We start from the raw sequence: 12373 nt of genomic DNA, 5'->3' as shown, positions 1-12373 counted from the left end.
GTTCTGACGGAAGCTCGCCGGACCGGGACAGGCGGCGCGGCGTCCGCTTGCCGTCCACGACCCGGGAGCGGACCTTGCCGGGAAGCACCCAACCGGTGGGCGCTGCCGCCGCCCGGGCGGCGACAGGTCGCGGACTCGAGCAGGTTGGGCATCACAGGAGCGGATCATGCGGAGACGTAGCTGGATACGGATCGGAGCACTGGCGGTCCTCCTCGGCGGGTGCGGCGGTTCGGACGGGACGGGACCGGATGGCCCCGACGTCGTATCTCCCGACCGGTCGGAATTCGCCGTTCTCAACTCCATCTCCGGAACCCTGCAGCAGTTCAACCGGATCGACGGCCGGATCGTCCCCTTTGGGCGGGACATCCAGATGGGGGCGGGGTTCAGGGGCCAGACGGTGGATTTCATTCAGGACCTGTGGGTAACGGCGTGGGACGCTCCGGAGGGAAGTAAGGTCCTCTTCGGATCCTTCTCGACCGACGAACAGACGACGGCCGTCTTCCCGAACAACGCCATCGTGGACCCCGGTAAACCCACCGTGATCTTCGATGCCGGCGGTACCGTTGGCGCACTCATCCCCGCTCGGGGGCTGGATGCGGTGTTCGTGGCCTTCCCGGGCACTCCGATGGCGCAAATCGCCGTCGAGGGTGTGGGCACCTTCGTGGAGAGGGCGATCCCGGCCGGGCAGTTCGTCGTCTCCGTCGATGCCAACCTCGATGACGAGGGGGACGGACGAGAGCCCCTCGGCCCTCCCCGCATCGCCCTGCACGAGTTCATCAGCGGCAGTTACTTCGACGAGTTGAGACTCCCGGAAGGCACGGTCGGGGCGACCGAGGCCATCGTGCTCGAAGACAAGATGCTCCTGCTGGCCGGCGGGGGGGTTGATCCGGCGACCTCCGCCCCGCTGGGGGACGGGAATCTCGTCGAGATCGACATGACGGCCCGGAGCGTGCAGGACGTGAACTCCCTTGGCGGCAACGGAATCTCCATGGAAGCCGGGCGGGACGGGCTCGTCTACGTCGTGCGAACGAAGGGCGTCGAGGCGACGGAGACGGACGTGCTGGCGTTCAGCTTTGCGATTCGGGCATGGATCAACGGGCCGGAGAACCCGATCCAGCCGCGCGACCGCGACGGTTCGAATCTCAGCTGCCGGGTCGCGGCCGCGTTTCTCGACGGCCAGATCCTCTGCGCCACCTACGTGACCGCGGGCCAGGGACGTCTTGTTCTCCTTTCGGCCGAGGGCGAGTTCATCGACGAGGCGCCGATCGGGGCGGGAACGACCGATATCCTGCTTCGTCCCAGCTGACCGCCGGGGCTGGCAGTCCGTGGCAAGAGCTCTGCGACGAGCACCTCACCGGGGGGCCAAGTGGGACTCGTAACGACCCGGGCGGTGGTCCTCCAGACGTACCGGTACAGCGAAACGAGCAAGATCCTGCGCCTGATGACGTGGGAGTTCGGCCCCTGCTCCGCGCTCGCCCGCGGTGCGCTGCGCCCTCGAAGCCGCTTCGGCGGCCTGCTGGAACCCTTCGTGGAAGGGGAGGCGACATTCTACCGACGGGAGGGACGCGACCTGCATACCCTCTCCAACTTCGAACTCCTCCATGACCGGCGTGGACTCGACCGTTCGATCGAACTCTTCACGATCGCGTCCGTCCTCTGCGAACTCGTGATGCGCCTCGCCCCTGAACACGACGATGCGGAGCTGTACCGCACGCTGTCGGAGGGTCTCGACGGACTCCACGGCCGAATCCGCGAGAGCGCAGCGGCCGGCGGACTCGAGTACGTCTGGGGTGTGGTCAACGCCCTGGGCTTTCGACCGGAGATTGAACGTTGCGTCGGCTGCCGGAATCCCATCGGAGCGACGGGCGCGCGCTTCGACTTCGAGGCGGGCGGGCTTCGCTGTGGTTCGTGTGGTCCCGTGGGGCCTGAACTCGATCCGGGCGAACTCGACGCCCTTCGGATCCTCGTGTCGGGCGGGCAGGCGGAACGGAACCGCGCCAACGGCCGCCAGGGCCGCTGGCTGGCGGAGTTCATCCGGCACCACGTGGCGGAGGGGGCACAGCTGAAATCCCTGCCTTTCCTGAGCCGGCTCGACTGAAGCCCCGTGAACGACCGGTGAGCATGCTGCGAGCGACGGCGTGAGCGATCGGCGCGGGATCGTTATCGGGACCGCCGGCCACGTGGATCACGGCAAAACCGCCCTCGTGAGGGCGTTGACGGGGGTCGAGACGGACCGCTGGCTGGAGGAGCGGAAACGCGGGCTCACGATAGACCTGGGCTTCGCGCGGCTCGACCTCGATCCCGACCTGGAAACGGGAATCGTCGACGTCCCGGGGCACGAGGACTTTCTCAAGAACATGCTTGCCGGGGCCACGGGCATCGATGTCCTCCTCCTCGTCGTGGCGGCGGACGAGGGTCCGATGCCGCAGACCCACGAGCACCTCGCGATTGCGCGCCTCCTGAACATCCGGCGCGGAGTCGTCGCGCTCACCAAGAGGGACCGGGTGGATGGGGACTGGCTCGACCTCGCAAGCGAAACGACCCGGGAACTGCTGGACGAGGATTCCGCCCGGGCGTCATGGGAGATCGTGCCGGTCTCCGCCCTGACGGGCGAGGGGATGGAGCCGTTGCGGGAAGCGCTGCGCAGGTCGACGGTGGGGATCCGCGCGCGCGGCGTGGACGACCGCTTCCGGCTTCCGGTCGACCGGTCGTTCTCGATCCGGGGCACGGGCACCGTGGTGACCGGCACGGTGTGGAGCGGGTCCGTGGGCGTGGGTGACACCGTGAGCGTCTTTCCGGGAGGGAACTCGGCCCGCGTGCGCGCGCTCCAGGTGCACGAAGATCCTCGTCCCCGCGTCACCGCCGGGCGCCGCTGCGCGGTCGCGCTCGTCGGCGTCGCGCCGGCCTCCGTGGAGCGCGGGAGCGTGCTCTTCGACGGGTCCGAGTGGAAGCCCAGTGAACGTCTCGGCGTCCGGGTGCGGGCGCTTGGGGGGCGCGACCGGCCCCTCCGTCACGGGCAGCGTCTCAGGGTCTACCTCGGCACCCGCGAAGTCATGGCCCGACTGCAAACGGCGGATCGCCGGCCCATCGCGCCCGGGGCGACCGCCTGGGCCGTGCTCGTCCTCGAGGCGCCGCTCCTCGCCCGGACCCGCGATCGGGCCATCCTCCGTTTCTACTCGCCGGTGACGACGATCGGCGGGATACGCGTGGCCGAACTGAACCCGCCACCCGCGTGGCCGGCGCGGACGGGAGCCTGGCGGCAGATTCTGGATGGCACCCCGGAGGAGGCGATCGCCGAGGCCGTGGCTCTGAGGCGTCTGCGCGGCCTCCCCGTTGCGACGTCATCGATCCTCCTTGGGCGGCGCAGGTCCTCGCTCGAAGCGGCCGCGGAGGAGGCCGACTGCGTGCGCATCGGCGACCGCTGGTTCGCGGCCGCGGCGACGACGGAAGCGATGGCGGCTGTGGAAGAGAGCATGGCCCGTCTCCACGCCGCGGACCGCCGAGCCCCCGGCGTGTCGAAGGAGGCCGTGCGTTCCGCGATGGCGCCGTTTTGCGATCTCGAACTGGCGGAGACCGCCGTCCGCCGACTCCTCGCTGATCGCCGGCTCGTCGAGAGCGGGCCGCGGCTCGCTCTTCCGGACCACGCACCCCGCCTCACTCCCCAGGAGGAAGAGGGGCACGCGCAACTCGTCCGGACGATAGAAGCCGCCGGACTGCAGCCACCGCTCGTCACCGAACTGGGTAGGACGCTGCGCTTGGACCGGGCCGTGCTCGACGACCTCCTGCGGCTACTGCAGGAATCCGGCACGACGAAGGCGGTCACGCCGGAACTGCACGTCGCCGCCGTCGCGCTTGAGGCCATGGAAGCGCGAGTAAGGGATCTTCTCGCCGATGGCGCGCCGGCCCCTCCCGCACGGTTCAAGGAAACGTTCGGGCTCTCGCGGAAGTACCTGATCCCGCTCCTCGAATACCTGGACCGGAAAGGCGTAACCCGGCGAACGGCGGAAGGAAGAGTGCTCTGCTAGACGACGTGATAGAGGAAACAGCCGCAGTATTCGCACGACTCGACGCGAAGATTGCGATCCGCTTCCGAGGCGCGGGCCGTGGAAACCGCCACGAAGCAGCCGTAGCAGATGCCGTTGATGACCGGCGCGACGACTCGCGGCGCCTTGTCGGCGATGCGGCGGTACCGCTCTCGGACCCCCCGCGTCAGCCTCTGCGCCAGTTCTTCGACTTTCTCATCGAGCGATCGGATCGCGTCTTCGATCTTGATGTCGAAGACCTCCGCCTCGAGGTCCGTCAGCGTTCCATCCGTGAGCTCCCGGCGCTGCATTCTCAGGTCCTGGATCTCGAGAAGCAGTTCGAGTTGCTGGTCCACTAGAGATCCTTCGCGTCGAGCAACGCGATGAACTGTTCCGGGGTTGAGATTTCCGCGAGCGCTTCCGGCACGTCGGCCTCCTTGCCGAACTGCGCAATCTTGCCCAGCACCGGAAGATACTGATTCGAGACTTCCAGCGGCGGCGCGACGATGAGAAAGACGTACCGAACGGGTTTCTCGTCGATCGCCTTGAAGTCGAGGCCGGACAGCTTTCGGCCGAACGCGACCCTCAGTCGGGTCACGACGAGGGAGCGGCAATGGGGGATCGCGATGCCGCGGCCGATCCCGGTCGAACCGAGATTCTCCCGCCGCTTCAACATCTTGTAGAGGATTCCTTCGGACTTTCCGTCGAGGCCCAGACACGATACAAGCTCCTTCAGGGCCTCATCCTTCGTCTCGGCCGCCAGGTCGAGGTTGATGGCGGACGGGACGAACAATTCACGAAGCTGCACTTGGATCTATATCTCCTCCCCGCGAACGCGGGGCGCATATCGAATCAACGGGAACCGACTCCGCGGGACCCGGCAAACCTCCGAGTATACCCGCGCCGGTTTCCGGCTGTCAAAGAATCTCCGGAGCCGCTCCGGGAACTTGCGCTGCCCGCCAGGATGAACGACCGTATAAGGCAGCCTTTGCGAGTATCAGGGGGGCGACACGGCTTCGACGCGTGAACCGGAAGCCGCGGAAGCGTGCCGAGGTGCCCGGGGCCTCGTTAAACACCGGGAAACCTTTAGATGCCAACGATGGTTTGGCTCTGGCTGCGTAACTCTACGTAGCCCGTCCCCGAGAGATCCGGGCCCGAGGACCTCCCGACGGACGTCGACGAATCGGGCTGGTTGCCCAGGCGCGCCGTGAGCCGCGGGTGACGAGAGCACGGCGAGAGCCGCGCAAGACGGCTGGTTTCGTAAGGGGTTGTTCGTGAGCCCTCGCGGGACGAGACTTGATCACGAACTACGCACGTAGATGCCGTGGCGGATGGGCTCGCGGACGCGGGTTCGATTCCCGCCGCCTCCATCCATCCGGGGCGCCTCCCTTTCCGGGAGCGCCTCGGCTTTTTTTGCGGCCGGCCCGTCGACGGGTCGAGGAGGTTCCGGATGATCGAAGAACTGCAGCGCAAGATCGGGGACGAAGCTGAGACGCTCCTCCACGAGCTGAACGTCATCCTTCCGAAAGAGATCGAGAAGGCCGTCGCCCAGGGCGATCTGCGAGAGAATTCCGAGTACACCGCCGCCCTGGAGCGGCAAGGTTTCGTGCGGGCGCGGCTCGATTATCTGGCGCGCCGAATGTCGCAGCTCGGGGAGCTGGATATCGAAAACATCCCGACGGACCGGGTCGGGTTCGGATCGAAAGTCGCCGTGCGTGATCTGGAGGATGACGAGATCGAGTCCTTCAACCTCACGATCGGCGACGACGTCGACATCGAGAACAACGACATCTCGATGGAATCCCCCATCGGCCGCGCGCTCCTCGGGAGGAGGAAGGGCGAACTCGTGAGCGTGAGACTCCCCGCCGGCGCGCGAGAGTTCGAAGTCGTCGATTTCGAGACGCTGCACGACCTCTAGCGGTTTTGCCGGCGGGCCGGGGACTAGAAAACCCGGATCGGCGGGATGAACTTGCCGGGGTTGGCCCGCACCTCGGCGAGGAACGCGTTCAGGTCCACCACCACCTTGAGCAGTTCCTCGTAGAGTGTCTCGTCGCTAACGAGTTGCCCGACCACTCCTTCGCCGCCCTCAATGAGATCCAGGATGGAATTGGCGCGGGTCGCGGATGAAGCGATCGCGCGATACAGGGAGTCCGACGCCAGCAGACGCCCGAGCGTCCCCTCGCCGGCCGCCAGCGCCCCCGTCACCGTGTCGAGGCGGGCGGTGGAGGAAACGAGGCGATCGTACAACTCCGGATCCTCGAGCAGACGGGCCAGCGACCCCTCCCCGTCCGCGATCGGTCCCAGCACGGCCGCGAGGTTTTCGTTGAGGTCGACGAGACCGTCGTAGAGCGCCTCGTCGACGAGGAGGCGTCCCAGTGAACCCTCGCCGCTCGACACCCGGGCCAGCGTCGCGGAAAGATCGTTCGAGAGCTGCGTGAGACCGAGGACGGCATCGGCCGCCTGGCCGAGGAGTTCGTCGTAGCTCAGCGCCGGCGCCGTGCCGATGGTATCTCCCGGGACGAGGATCGCCGAATCCGGAGATCCCGGTTCGATGTCGATAAGGCGGTCGCCGAGCAGTCCCTGCGTCCGCACGCGCGCTCGCGAGCCGCGCCGAATCTGCTCTCGGACGTCGACGTTGACCCCTAGCCAGACCGCGATCGCCGCTTCCGAGTCACCGCGCTCCTCGGGGGCGATGAACTCCACGCGCTCGACCTGGCCGACGCCCCGCCCGGCTACCTGGACGGGCGCTCCCGGGCGGAGCCCGGAAGCCGATTCCATGAGTGCCACAAGCTGATAGCGCTCGCCGAACACGTCCCCGATCCGGCCCACGAGCACTGCGCACAACGCGAGAAGGACGAGAGCGACGATGATGACGAACCCCACGCGCATCTGGTCCCATGTGATCGGCTCCGATCGTCGCATCGTATCCTTTCGCCCCCGGTTAGCCGCGGAAGGCCCGCACGTAGCGGTCTTCGGTGGCGTGCATCTCCTCCGGCGTTCCGCTGAAGATAATCTCCCCGTCCTTCAGGAGCGCGGTCTCGGTCGCGATTCTCGATGCGGACCGCACATCGTGGGTCACTACGACCACGCAGACGTTGAGTTCCCGCCGCAGCTTCAGGATCAGTTCGTCGATCCGCCGCGTCGTGATCGGATCGAGGCCGCTCGTCGGTTCGTCGAAGAGGAGGATCGGCGGTCTGTGCACGATCGCCCGCGCGATAGCGACGCGTTTACGCATGCCTCCGGACAGCGCGGACGGCAGCAGCGGGAGCACCATGGTCGGGTCGAGGTCCACGAAGGACAGCACCTCCTCGACGCGCTCCCGGATTTCATCATCCCTCAGCGTCGTATGCTCATAGAGCGGGAAAGCCACGTTGTCGAACACGTTCAGGGAATCGAAGAGCGCCGATCCCTGGAACACCATCCCCATCCGCTCCCGCAGGGCCAGAGCCTCCGGGCGCGAAACCGCGCTGATGTCACGCCCCTCGATGAGGACCTCGCCGCGGTCGGGGAGGAGGAGCCGGAGCATGAGGCGCAGGATCGTCGATTTCCCGACGCCCGACCCGCCGAGGATGCAGAGCGTCCCGCCCCGCGCGACGCCCAGCGAAACGCCGCGCAGTACCTCGTGATCTCCGAACGAGAGCCACACATCGCAAAGCTCGACGATTTCGGGTCCCCCGGACCCGCTCCCGTGGGTTTCCAGCTCGCGGCGAATCTCGTCGCGCAACTCCGCCTCGAAGGCCTCGCTTCCCGGCTGCGGCGCGCCGGCCGGCGTGTGGTCGCTCATCGTGGATCCTCGCTCACCATTGGAACATGGCGAGCAGGATCTGGGTGAGGAAGTAATCCGCCGCAAGGATGAGGATGGACGAGGTCACCACGGCCCGGGTCGTCGCCCGCCCGACGCCTTCCGTGCCGCCCTCGGCCCGAAGTCCGTGGAAGCAACTCGTGAGCGCGATGATCCCGCCGAATGTGAAGGGCTTGACCAGTCCCTGAATCAGGTCGATGGGGACGACCCTGAGCACGAAGCCGCTCTGGGCGAGGGTTTCCCACACGGAGTTGATATACAGCTGGGCCGTGAAATCCAGCGTCAGCACCGCGATGAGGAGCCCGCCCAGGATGGCCACGGCATCGCCGATGATCGTGACCACGGGAAGCATGACCAGAGCGGCGAGAAGACGCGGCACGACGAGTTTCCGGATCGGGTCCACACCCATCGTGCGGAGCGCGTCGACCTGCTCCGTGACGCGCATCGCACCCAGAGCCGCCGCCATGCCGGCTCCTGCGCGGCCGGTGACGATGAGCGCCGTGAGCACGGGGCCGAGTTCGCGAATCGTGCTCGCCCCCACGAGGCGGCCGATGTAGACCGTTGCCCCGAAACGTTCCATTTCCACGGCGGCCTGGAGGGCGAGGACCATCCCCGTGAAGAGGCCCGTCAGCATGACGATGAAGATCGAGGCGACGCCGATCGTGTCCATCTGCTGAACGAGGTCGCCGCGATAGAAGGGCTGACTCAAACAGGCCTTCGACACGCGCACGAGAAGCCTGCAATAGGCCTCGACCGCGAAGGCCATGCGGAACACGGCATCGCGAGCAAGTTTTGCGGCGGAACGGCGGGCGGAGCCGTTGGGCACGATCTTTGGCACTCTCCGGGGGATCGAAGTATGTTCGCCCGACCGCCAGAACGCGTTCGAACGCAACGACCCGCCTCCAGCGATGAGGCGTACGGGCGAGGTTACCGGCTCCCACCGACCCGATGCAAGGCAACGGCAACCCGCGGGTATTCCGCGCCATGCCCGGTGGCAGCGGCCGATCGTCCGCCCCTGAAAGGAGCCTCGAGCCATGCAGACCGGACCGGTCCACACCGACCATGCACCCGCCGCCGTCGGCCCCTACTCCCAGGGATACTGGGCCGGTGAGCTGTTCTACTCCGCAGGGCAGGTGGGGTTGGTGCCGTCCACGGGCCAACTGGTGGGCGCCGACGTCGTCTCCCAGGCGGAGCGTGTAATGACGAACCTCGCGGCCGTGCTGGACAAGGCCGGGCTCGCCTTCGGAGATGTCGTGAAGACGACGATCTTCCTCGCGGACATGGGCGATTTCGGTGCCGTGAACGAGGTCTATGCCCGCCACTTCGAGCCGCCGTATCCCGCGCGCTCGACCGTCGCCGTGGCCGCGCTGCCCCTGGGAGCCCGGGTCGAGATCGAGGTGATCGGCCGAGCGCGGTCGGCCACCTGAGATCGATCGGACCGGAATGACGACGACAACGGATGTTCGGGAGCGGATGGTGACTGGTGTCGCCTGCGGTCTTCAAAACCGTTACGGGGCGTTCGCGCGTCCCGGGTGGGTTCGATTCCCACACGTTCCCGCCACCTTCGCGCTCGCGGCCGTGCTTCTGCTCGGCCACCTTCCGGACCCGTCGCCGCTGCGGGCGCAGGATCCTCCGCCTCCCGAGGCGATCGCCGATTCGGCCTCCGCCGAAACGGGCGCCGTGGCCGACACGACGGGCCGGCCTCCCCCCATCTCTCCGCTTGACGCCTTCGGCCGCTCCCTGATTCTCCCGGGTTGGGGGCAACTGGAGGTCGGACGACCGGCGCGCGGCGCCTTCTACTTCGCCGCCGAGTCCATCTTCCTGTTCATGGTCTTCAAGTCCGACGCGCGGCTCTCTGCGGCGAAGGAGGAGCTGCCGCTGAACGAAGAGCGGATCTCGAACCGGTCGGGGCAGCGCGAAAACTGGATCGTCCTCGCCGGGTTCATCGCGTTTCTGAGCGGTCTCGACGCCTGGGTGTCCACCCAGTTCTGGGACTTCGAGCCCTCCATCGGCCCGCCCGCCGACGGGTCCGTCGGGATCGCCCTCGGCTTCAAGGTGAATTTCCCCTAGCCTTCGCCGGGTCCCCGGTATGACTCCAGGCGGATCTCGTCCGGCGTCACGACGGCGAAACTGTTGTGATGCAGCCAGTCCCCGGAGTTGAGATAGAATCTCCCCGGTGCGAGTTCGGCGACCTCCGGCCGGTGCGAGTGTCCGAACACGACGAGGTCCACGTCCTCGTGAGCGGCCAGCACCTCGACCGCGTGCCGAGCCAGGAGTGAAGCCCGGGGCGACTCGTTCCGGGCCCCTCCCGCCTGGGCCCGCCGGGTCCCGCTGGCGAGCCGGGCGAGGGGGAGTCCGAGATCGGGGTGAACCCACCGAAAGAGTCCGCGTCCGACCGAACTGCGGGCGGCCCGGCGGAGAATTCGGTAACCCCAGTCCGCGGGGCCGAGTCCGTCGCCGTGCGCGATGTACGCGCGCCGCCCTCCGATGCGTCGTCGCGCCGGCTCCGCGAGGACTTCGATCCCGACCTCGTCGCGGAGGAAACTTCCTCCCCATGCGTCGTGGTTGCCGCCCATGAACAGGATCCGCATGCCGCCTTCCACGAGCCTCCGCAGACGGACAAGGACGTCGAGCTGACCGCGCGGGATCACCTGACCGTACTCGAACCAGAAGTCGAACAGGTCGCCGTTGATGAGGAGTTCGTCGCCCCAGCGGTCGGCCTCGTCGAGAAAGGCGAGGAACGCGCGCGCGTTCTCCTCGGCGACGGCCCCGAGGTGGATGTCGGACACGACGACGGTGCGTTCGGGCATGGGGCCGAAGCTCGGCGCGCCGGGCGCGGTGCGTCAAACCCGCCAGCGGGCCGCGGCGCACCCATGGCGGAAAAAAGTTCGACACCCGGCGCGTCGCGGGAGCATATTGGGGGCATGGAAGACGCAAACGGAGTCGGAACGACGGAAGTGCGCGTGCGGTACGCCGAGACCGATCAAATGGGTCGTGCGCACCACCGCCACTACCTGGTGTGGTGCGAACTCGGGCGGACGGCGCTCATGCGCGAGCGCGGCGTGTCGTACGCTGAACTCGAGCGCGGAGGTCTGTGGCTCCCGGTTTCCCGGGTCGAAGTCGAATACCGGATCCCGGTCGAGTACGACGAACTCATCCGGATTCACACACGCGTGGAACGCGTCCGAAGCCGTGAAATCGTGTTCGCCTACCGGATCGCGCGCGCGTCCGACGACGCGACGCTCGCGCGCGCCCGCACCGCCCTCGTGTGCACCGACGCGCGGGGCCGTCCCCACCGGTTTCCGGAGGCGGTGAAGCGGCAGTTGGAGACCCTTCCGACCGCCGCTGCCCCGCATTCCGCCGCATGAACCGCGCCCCGGCCCGCCTCGCCCTCTGGCCGCTCCTCCTGCCGTTCGCCGCCTGCGGCGGGGGGGTGGAGCGCGGGGCCCCGATGCCCGATGCGGAAGAGGTTGCCCGCCGGGCGCGCGCGAGTTCGGGTACGGAACAGCCGATGCACGTCATCTTCCGGTGGGACTACACCGGCGAGCGCGGGAGCTTCCGCGGCGATGGCGCCGCCCGCGTGAACCCGCCCGACCGCTTTCGCCTCGACCTCTTCTCGACGGGTGAGGGAAGCCTCCAGGCGACGCTCGTCGACGGGGTCCTGGCCACGTCCGGCGACCTCGAGGGCGTCGAACTGCCCCCGACCGTCTTCCTCTACGCGATGGCGGGGGTGTTTCGGCCCGGCGACGTGCCTCCCGCCCGCGGGTTCGAGGTCTCCGGGCTCAGGGTCCTCGAGTTCGCGGTCGAAGGAGGCGGGACGCGAAGCTATTATCTTGGAGAGGGACGGATCACCCGCCTCGAGGAGCGACGGGCCGGCCGCCGCGAGCGGTGGATCGAGCTCGAGTGGGGGAACGACCCCCGTTGGCCCCGTGAAGCCCGTTATCGGGACATCGTGGACGCGAGCGGGGTACGTTGGGAGCTACAGAGCGCTACGGCTCAATCACAACCATATGATGAGGAACACTATGTCCTGCCGATTCCGCGCGGGAGCGATGGCCGCGATCGTGATGCTCACGGCGCTGGCGGGGTGCTACAGCTTCTCCGGCGGCGGCGGGCTGCCCAGCCACATGCGCACCGTCTGGGTCGCCCCGATCGAAAACGAGAGCACCCAGTTCGGCATAGCGGAGTCCCTGATGGACGAACTCCTCACGGCGGCCCGTCAGCGGCTGGGGCTGCGGCTCGCGTCCGAGGAGGAAGCGGATGCGGTCATCACGGCGCAGATCCGGCGCTACGCCGATGAGGCGGTCAACTTCGACGCCGTCGGGGGCGTCGGCGCGGACGTGTTCCAGCGTCGCGTGACCGTCAGCGTTTCCGTGGAAATCCTGGACGTGGCGGAGAACCTCATCATCTGGGGCAATCAGAGCCTGACCGGAACCGGGGAATACGAACCCGGAAACGAAACCGAAGACCAGGCGCTGATCGTCGCGCTCGAGAACCTCGTCCAGCAGATCGTCGACGGCGCGCAATCGCAGTGGTAGACTGACCGGCG

Annotated in this window: 14 protein-coding genes, 1 tRNA gene and 1 other RNA gene; 10 read left to right on the top strand and 6 right to left on the bottom strand. The window is 67.7% G+C overall.

The window, feature by feature from the left end:
• Window positions 1-166: 166 nt before the first annotated feature.
• From RN901_RS12420 to selB, 3 genes are read left to right on the top strand one after another with little or no spacing between them, the layout of a single operon-like run.
• Window positions 167-1306: a hypothetical protein gene (locus tag RN901_RS12420; protein WP_310758605.1), complete on the top strand. Its 1140-nt coding sequence runs from the start codon at window positions 167-169 to the stop codon at window positions 1304-1306.
• 60 nt (window positions 1307-1366) lie between these two features.
• Window positions 1367-2098 carry a DNA repair protein RecO gene (gene recO / locus RN901_RS12415; RefSeq protein ID WP_310758604.1) on the top strand — a complete coding sequence of 244 codons (732 nt, stop codon included), beginning with the start codon at window positions 1367-1369 and terminating at the stop codon, window positions 2096-2098.
• Window positions 2099-2138: 40 nt separating this feature from the next.
• Window positions 2139-4025 (top strand): selenocysteine-specific translation elongation factor, encoded by a 1887-nt coding sequence (selB, locus tag RN901_RS12410; protein ID WP_310758603.1) that lies wholly within the window; start codon window positions 2139-2141, stop codon window positions 4023-4025.
• Here selB and RN901_RS12405 read toward each other — a convergent pair.
• The gene (locus RN901_RS12405; protein WP_310758602.1) at window positions 4022-4378 is read right to left on the bottom strand and encodes a hypothetical protein; all 357 of its coding nucleotides are present in this window, start codon (window positions 4376-4378) and stop codon (window positions 4022-4024) included. The two genes, selB and RN901_RS12405, sit on opposite strands and share 4 nt — an antisense overlap.
• The gene (locus tag RN901_RS12400) at window positions 4378-4830 is read right to left on the bottom strand and encodes a PTS sugar transporter subunit IIA (protein WP_310758601.1); all 453 of its coding nucleotides are present in this window, start codon (window positions 4828-4830) and stop codon (window positions 4378-4380) included. The genes RN901_RS12405 and RN901_RS12400 overlap by 1 nt, the downstream gene beginning before the upstream one ends.
• Before the next feature lie 193 nt (window positions 4831-5023).
• Between RN901_RS12400 and ssrA the strand changes: the two genes are divergently transcribed.
• Window positions 5024-5395, top strand: a transfer-messenger RNA (tmRNA) gene (gene ssrA / locus RN901_RS12395).
• 77 nt (window positions 5396-5472) lie between these two features.
• Window positions 5473-5940 carry a GreA/GreB family elongation factor gene (locus tag RN901_RS12390; RefSeq protein ID WP_310758600.1) on the top strand — a complete coding sequence of 156 codons (468 nt, stop codon included), beginning with the start codon at window positions 5473-5475 and terminating at the stop codon, window positions 5938-5940.
• Between the two features lie 23 nt (window positions 5941-5963).
• On the opposite strand, the gene RN901_RS12385 is transcribed toward RN901_RS12390, so the two are convergent.
• The 3 genes from RN901_RS12385 to RN901_RS12375 are packed head-to-tail and all read right to left on the bottom strand — an operon-like array spanning window position 5964 to window position 8590.
• Window positions 5964-6944, bottom strand: a complete 981-nt coding sequence (locus RN901_RS12385) for an MlaD family protein (protein WP_310758599.1) — start codon at window positions 6942-6944, stop codon at window positions 5964-5966.
• A gap of 19 nt (window positions 6945-6963) precedes the next feature.
• The gene (locus RN901_RS12380; protein WP_310758598.1) at window positions 6964-7806 is read right to left on the bottom strand and encodes an ATP-binding cassette domain-containing protein; all 843 of its coding nucleotides are present in this window, start codon (window positions 7804-7806) and stop codon (window positions 6964-6966) included.
• 13 nt (window positions 7807-7819) lie between these two features.
• Window positions 7820-8590, bottom strand: a complete 771-nt coding sequence (locus RN901_RS12375) for an ABC transporter permease (protein ID WP_310758597.1) — start codon at window positions 8588-8590, stop codon at window positions 7820-7822.
• A 268-nt stretch (window positions 8591-8858) separates the two neighbouring features.
• Here RN901_RS12375 and RN901_RS12370 point away from each other — a divergent pair, with 268 nt between their 5' ends.
• The 3 genes from RN901_RS12370 (at window position 8859) to RN901_RS12360 (ending at window position 9894) form a co-directional block, all read left to right on the top strand.
• On the top strand, window positions 8859-9251 hold the full coding sequence (locus RN901_RS12370) for a RidA family protein (protein WP_310758596.1): 393 nt from the start codon (window positions 8859-8861) through the stop codon (window positions 9249-9251).
• A 38-nt stretch (window positions 9252-9289) separates the two neighbouring features.
• Window positions 9290-9385, top strand: a tRNA-Sec gene (locus RN901_RS12365).
• A 17-nt stretch (window positions 9386-9402) separates the two neighbouring features.
• Entirely contained in the window at window positions 9403-9894 is a 492-nt protein-coding gene (locus RN901_RS12360) for a hypothetical protein (protein ID WP_310758595.1), read from the top strand.
• On the opposite strand, the gene RN901_RS12355 is transcribed toward RN901_RS12360, so the two are convergent.
• Window positions 9891-10634: a UDP-2,3-diacylglucosamine diphosphatase gene (locus tag RN901_RS12355; protein ID WP_310758594.1), complete on the bottom strand. Its 744-nt coding sequence runs from the start codon at window positions 10632-10634 to the stop codon at window positions 9891-9893. The two genes, RN901_RS12360 and RN901_RS12355, sit on opposite strands and share 4 nt — an antisense overlap.
• Before the next feature lie 114 nt (window positions 10635-10748).
• Between RN901_RS12355 and RN901_RS12350 the strand changes: the two genes are divergently transcribed.
• On the top strand, window positions 10749-11192 hold the full coding sequence (locus RN901_RS12350) for a thioesterase family protein (RefSeq protein WP_310758593.1): 444 nt from the start codon (window positions 10749-10751) through the stop codon (window positions 11190-11192).
• Window positions 11193-11849: 657 nt separating this feature from the next.
• Window positions 11850-12362, top strand: a complete 513-nt coding sequence (gene lptE, locus RN901_RS12345; protein WP_310758592.1) for an LPS assembly lipoprotein LptE — start codon at window positions 11850-11852, stop codon at window positions 12360-12362.
• The last annotated feature ends 11 nt before the right edge of the window (window positions 12363-12373 follow it).

The sequence above is a fragment of the Candidatus Palauibacter soopunensis genome (assembly GCF_947581735.1).
Lineage (GTDB): Bacteria > Gemmatimonadota > Gemmatimonadetes > Palauibacterales > Palauibacteraceae > Palauibacter > Palauibacter soopunensis.
This window is presented reverse-complemented; position numbering and strand designations above follow the sequence as displayed.

Bases quoted from the DNA above. Each gene is read 5' to 3' on its own strand.
- RN901_RS12355 (WP_310758594.1), bottom strand. From the start codon at position 10,634: ATGCCCGAACGCACCGTCGTCGTGTCCGACATCCACCTCGGGGCCGTC.
- RN901_RS12350 (WP_310758593.1), top strand. From the start codon at position 10,749: ATGGAAGACGCAAACGGAGTCGGAACGACGGAAGTGCGCGTGCGGTAC.
- RN901_RS12380 (WP_310758598.1), bottom strand. From the start codon at position 7,806: ATGAGCGACCACACGCCGGCCGGCGCGCCGCAGCCGGGAAGCGAGGCC.
- RN901_RS12370 (WP_310758596.1), top strand. From the start codon at position 8,859: ATGCAGACCGGACCGGTCCACACCGACCATGCACCCGCCGCCGTCGGC.
- lptE (WP_310758592.1), top strand. From the start codon at position 11,850: ATGTCCTGCCGATTCCGCGCGGGAGCGATGGCCGCGATCGTGATGCTC.
- RN901_RS12375 (WP_310758597.1), bottom strand. From the start codon at position 8,590: ATGGCCTTCGCGGTCGAGGCCTATTGCAGGCTTCTCGTGCGCGTGTCG.
- RN901_RS12390 (WP_310758600.1), top strand. From the start codon at position 5,473: ATGATCGAAGAACTGCAGCGCAAGATCGGGGACGAAGCTGAGACGCTC.
- RN901_RS12420 (WP_310758605.1), top strand. From the start codon at position 167: ATGCGGAGACGTAGCTGGATACGGATCGGAGCACTGGCGGTCCTCCTC.
- RN901_RS12385 (WP_310758599.1), bottom strand. From the start codon at position 6,944: ATGCGACGATCGGAGCCGATCACATGGGACCAGATGCGCGTGGGGTTC.